The organism is Candidatus Parvarchaeota archaeon (assembly GCA_016866895.1).
GTDB lineage: Archaea > Micrarchaeota > Micrarchaeia > Anstonellales > VGKX01 > VGKX01.
In genome coordinates this window covers 1-4,688 of record VGKX01000101.1, presented here as the reverse complement: position 1 = coordinate 4,688, position 4,688 = coordinate 1, and the positions used below count along the sequence as shown (strand labels likewise).

At 49.0% G+C, this 4,688-nt stretch carries 7 protein-coding genes; 2 read left to right on the top strand and 5 right to left on the bottom strand.

Features of this window, described 5'->3' with window-relative positions; translation table 11 throughout:
- Positions 1-37: 37 nt before the first annotated feature.
- The 5 genes from tsaD to FJZ26_04345 all read right to left on the bottom strand — a co-directional run bounded on the left by tsaD (position 38) and on the right by FJZ26_04345 (position 3,132).
- Positions 38-1,123 (bottom strand): tRNA (adenosine(37)-N6)-threonylcarbamoyltransferase complex transferase subunit TsaD, encoded by a 1,086-nt coding sequence (gene tsaD / locus FJZ26_04365; GenBank protein MBM3229637.1) that lies wholly within the window; start codon positions 1,121-1,123, stop codon positions 38-40.
- A 77-nt stretch (positions 1,124-1,200) separates the two neighbouring features.
- Positions 1,201-2,139 (bottom strand): CPBP family intramembrane metalloprotease, encoded by a 939-nt coding sequence (locus tag FJZ26_04360; protein MBM3229636.1) that lies wholly within the window; start codon positions 2,137-2,139, stop codon positions 1,201-1,203.
- The gene (locus FJZ26_04355; protein ID MBM3229635.1) at positions 2,033-2,191 is read right to left on the bottom strand and encodes a 30S ribosomal protein S27ae; all 159 of its coding nucleotides are present in this window, start codon (positions 2,189-2,191) and stop codon (positions 2,033-2,035) included. The genes FJZ26_04360 and FJZ26_04355 overlap by 107 nt, the downstream gene beginning before the upstream one ends.
- Positions 2,192-2,256: 65 nt before the next feature.
- Positions 2,257-2,586, bottom strand: coding sequence for a hypothetical protein (locus tag FJZ26_04350; GenBank protein ID MBM3229634.1), 330 nt, complete (start codon positions 2,584-2,586; stop codon positions 2,257-2,259).
- Positions 2,587-2,736: 150 nt separating this feature from the next.
- Complete coding sequence (locus tag FJZ26_04345) at positions 2,737-3,132, bottom strand: translation initiation factor IF-5A (protein MBM3229633.1); 396 nt, start codon at positions 3,130-3,132, stop codon at positions 2,737-2,739.
- A 222-nt stretch (positions 3,133-3,354) separates the two neighbouring features.
- On the opposite strand from FJZ26_04345, the gene FJZ26_04340 reads away from it, so the two are divergent.
- Both FJZ26_04340 and FJZ26_04335 read left to right on the top strand, forming a co-directional pair.
- Complete coding sequence (locus tag FJZ26_04340) at positions 3,355-4,152, top strand: TatD family deoxyribonuclease (protein MBM3229632.1); 798 nt, start codon at positions 3,355-3,357, stop codon at positions 4,150-4,152.
- Positions 4,153-4,191: 39 nt separating this feature from the next.
- Entirely contained in the window at positions 4,192-4,650 is a 459-nt protein-coding gene (locus tag FJZ26_04335; protein ID MBM3229631.1) for a TIGR00288 family NYN domain-containing protein, read from the top strand.
- Positions 4,651-4,688: the final 38 nt, after the last annotated feature.

Below are 4,688 nucleotides of genomic sequence, written 5' to 3'. Positions count from 1 at the left end.
AAGACCTACTTTTTGGTTAGCGCAATCTTCCGGTTTTTCAAGAAGAATCTATCCTCCAGTTCTGGTCAGGCTTTGCCCCCTTCATTGGCAGCCTTTCGCCCTCAAGATGGTTTTTCAGGCCGGTAAGCGCAATCATTGCCCCATTGTCGCGGTTGAGTTCTGGCGAGGCAACGCCAAACTTCCAATTATTTTGGGCGCAAAGTGATTCAAGCATGCTGCAAAGCCGCAGGTTTTGTGCAACCCCGCCACAGACTACAAGCTCCCTCTTTTTTTCCAGGTATGCAGCCCGCTCCGTAGCCTCGCACACAACAGCAAACGCAGTTTCCATAAGAGAGTATGCCACATCCTTTTTGCTGTGCCTTGCAAGAAGCTTTTGGGATGCAGTAAGAAGCCCTGAAAACGCCATGTTGGTGCCCTTGACTGTGTATGGAAGCTCAACGTATTTTCCTCCCTCCGCCGCCTTGGCAACAGCAGAGCCGTGTGCGTGCTTGAGGCCCATTGCGCGCCCAAAGCCGTCAAACAGGTTGCCGATTCCAATGTCAAGTGTTTCGCCAAGCACCTGGTAGCAACTTGCCCCAAATCCGCATGCAGGATTTGCGCGCCCATCCGCAACATGCCCTCCGATTTCCTTGATTATCTGGGTGTTGCCGCCTGAAACGTAAAGGTAAAGCGGGTCAACAAAACCGCAGTGCCATTTTGAGACAGCCAGATGAGCCTGGCAGTGGTTGACGCCGATTATCGGCTTGCCGCACTTTGCCGCAAGATACTTTGCCCCCGCGCAGCTGACCCTCAGGCACTGGCCAATGCCAGGCCCGCGCGAAAAGGCGAACAGGTCAATTTCTCCAAGCTTGACTCCTGCCTTGTCAAGCGCCCCGCAAAGAATATCGGAAAAAACCTGCTGGTGGTGGTCTGCAGCCTTCCTTGGGACAATTCCTTCCCTGACAGGCCTGTACATGTCAAGGCAGTTGGAAAGAATTGAAAGATGCCCTGGCTTTATTGGGATTGGCTTTGACTTGTGCAAGCGCCCCTGCGCCCCTGCCGCCTTCTTGCCAGTGCTGCCAGTGTATTGTGCAATCCCAATGCCCAAGGTATGCGCAGTGCTTTCAATTCCTAAACAGAACATGTCATAATTCACCTGAAAACAGGCTGCATGGCCGCACCTTGCAAGCCGCGGCAAAGCCGCATTATGCCTGCTGAGTTTTATGCAAGATAGTTTCGCAAGGCCAGCATTATAACAATTGAGGTAAGGTTGAAAAGCGCGTGGGCCAGGATTAGGCCATAAAGGTTTTTCCAGCGCAAATAGGCCGCGCAGAAAATCACGCTTATTGAAAAGGCAAGCAGGATTTCAGAAATTGAGGAGTAGGCAAGATGGCCCATGGCGAATATGATGCTTGTTGCAAGCATTCCCGCCCTTTTGAGCAAAAAGCCCCTGAAAAATATTTCCTCGGCTAGCGGAGAGAGGATGATTGCAACTACAAGAGCCTCAATAGGGAGGCTTGAAACTTTGAGGTAAACGTTTTTGGAATCATTCAGGCCGGCGGCAGAGATTGCAAGCCCTGCGGCAACAACAAACGCAATTGTGAAAATGTAGAGAAGCAGGCCCTGAACAGAGCTGCGGCGCAAGTCTGGGCTTGCAAGCCCAAGCTCAAGTGCAAGCTGTCGTCCGCTTATTCCTTTTAGCTGCAAAAAGTATGCCGTGGCGCAAAGCAAAAGCAGAGGGACTGCCGCAATTGCAAGCACCTGGACAAAGTAAAAGGTTGCCGAGAGAAGCAGCTTGAGTGCGGCGCCTGAAAGGGCGTGCAAAATGCCGTGCCTGAAGGCAATGAAGGCCAGTGACGCGAAGCTTGCGCAAAGAAACGCAAAAAGAAGAGCAAGCGGCATAAGTCCGACTTTGGCAAGTGGCATTGCGCCGCTTGCAACAAAAAGCAGTTTTTGCGATGCTGGCTCTATGCCAAGCAGCTTGATTGCAAGAAATAGCGCAAGGCCAAATGTGAGGACCCCAAGCAGGGGTGTTGGCGCAAAAAAAGCCTGCCTATTGCTTTTTCTCAAAGTAGCCGCACTTGCCGCACGAGGACCTGTCCTTGTGGGCTGCAAGCTTTGTGCCAGGACCGCATTTAGGGCAATGCCTGCCTGCGCCATAAGGCTTGAAGGCCTTTTTCTTCTGTGGTTTTTTTGCATCAGCATCAGCCATAGATTAACCCCTCAAAAAATGATTTGGAATTGAATGGTTTTATTGGAACGCCTGCGAAAAGGGCCTTACGAGGGCTTTGCAGCCGCCGTCGCCTTTTTCACCTTCACCCTCTTTTTCTTTTCAACATGCCCGTCGCGCTGCAGCAGGTGGCTGGAGCTTTTCAAAAGCGCCTCCTTGTTTTTGTAAAGGCTTGCCTGCCCGTTGGCCTTTCTTTTCCCAAACTGGGTTCCAAGGCGCCCTATAACTATCAGGTCGCTTGAGGCACCAGTGTGCTTTGCAAGCTCCTCCCTTATCTCCTTTCTGCTTGGAGTTGACTTTTCAAACTGGACGCTGAAGCTGACTTCAACCCTGTCAAAAAGCTTGTTTTCTGTTTTTGAATCAATGCTCATTTCCATATTAACACCCGGAATAAATGCTTTGGATTGTTACGTCTTATTTGCTTGTTTGGTTTTTGTTTCTTGCTTGTTTGGTTTTTGTTTCTTGCTTGTTTGGTTTTTGTTTCTTGCTTGTTTGGTTTTTTGCTGCCGGTTTTGCAATTTTTTTCTCTATGCCTTTGTCACCCTTGTTATTGAGCGCCTCCCCATTGCGGCCATGATTTCGCACTCCTTGCCCGGCTCTATTTCCGATGCAAGCTCCGACGGGATTGCAAGCTCGTAGGTTTCAAAGGAAGTCGTGTCCATAAGCTGCACTGCCGAGCCTGTGACAGAAACTATCTGGGCAGTCTGGCGCTCGATTATCGGGACTTCAACGTCTGCGTCAGATGGGACGAGAAGCGTCTTTTTCTGCCCGTCAAAAATGCCGATTGCAACAACACGCATCTTTGCAGCCCCGTGTTTTCCGGGCTTTGACGAATCTATTGAGACAACTCTGCACGGTATGTCGTCAATAAGGACATATTTGCCTTCTTTTAGCTCTTTTGCCGACGCGAACAATTTCTCCATAATGATTCACCTGTGATAGGTTCAAGCACGGGACTTGTTGTTAATTGAAGTATTGGCTGCAGCCTCTATGAGATAAGGCTTTTTGCAGCGAAACTGATTCCCGTACCCTTCAAGACATTTTCTGTCTTTCACCTTGCCAAATACCTTATTGAAAATAAGCATCCAGCTTGTGGAATTTATGCGCAGAAAGCTTTTATAAAGATGATTTAGGCAGTTGATAGCATGGATAATGCAAAAATCCTGGTTTTTGACGCCCATTGCCACCTGGAAAGCTTTGAAAAGGCCGGCATGGCGGTTGCGATTGACCCCGGACACTTCGTTGCCACATCAGGCTACTCAAGCGAATCAAACATGCAAAACAAAAAAATACGGGATGCAAACCCGCAGCAAATCTGCCTGTCCTGCGGAATTGCGCCCCAGGAGGCGATGAAGCACGAAAATCTTGATGAAAAAATGCCGCTCTGGATTGATTTCATCATGGCCTCAAAGCCAAATGCCATTGGCGAAATCGGGCTTGACTTCCACTGGGCAAAAACACAAGTTGAAAAGGACAGGCAGTATGTTGCATTTAGGGCGCAGCTTGGGCTTGCTGCAAAGATAGGCTTGCCTGTAGTCATACACTGCAGGGATGCAATGAAGGAAACGCTTGACGAGCTTGAAAAAGCGCAAAAAGAATGTGCAAAACAAGGCAAAAAGCTTGATTTCATGATGCACTGCTTTTCCGGAAAACCAGAGGACGCGCTTAGGGCTTGCAGCCTTGGGGGGATAATCTCGATTCCGCCAATGCGCTCAAAGGAGAGGAAAAAGGCGATAAAGGCGGTGTTTGAGCAAGGCAAGCAGCAGGGAAAATCAGGCCTTGAAAAGTTTGTTGTAGAAACCGATTCCCCGTATCTTGGAACGACGAAGACCCTAAGCGATATTAACATATCCCTGCAAATCATTGCAGATGCCACAGGGGAAAGCCTGGACTGCGTGAAAAAAGCCTCCTGCGAAAATGCAATCAGGTTTTATTGGATTTGATTGTTTGGGGGAGGCGGCTGGAAAGAAAGGTGCTTTTTTATGTTTGAGAAATTCAAGGCCATGTTTGAGGCAAAGGACAAGAAGGGAAGGAACATTGCGCTTCTGGTTGATGGGCCAAATGTAATCAGGCGCGAGATGAACATAGACTTGGATTTTGTGAAAAAGGCTGTGCAAAAGCACGGCACGCTAAAAGTGTCAAAGATTTATCTTGACCAGTACGCATCAGACAAGCTGATTGAGGCAATGGTCAACCAGGGCTTCCAGCCTGTGATAACCACCGGGGACGTGGATGTGACAATGGCAGTTGAGGCAATGGAGCAGGTCTTCAACCCCGCAATACACACAATTGCGCTGATGACACGCGACATTGATTTTAGGCCGGTTCTTGTAAAGGCAAAAGAGCTTGGAAAGGAAACGATTATCATAGGGGCTGAGCCTGGGTTTTCTGTTGCCCTAAAAAACACTGCAGATGTGGTTATAATTGCCCAGACAAAATAAAGAAAGCGCGCGCCTGGTAGAAGATTCGCAGGCTCTTT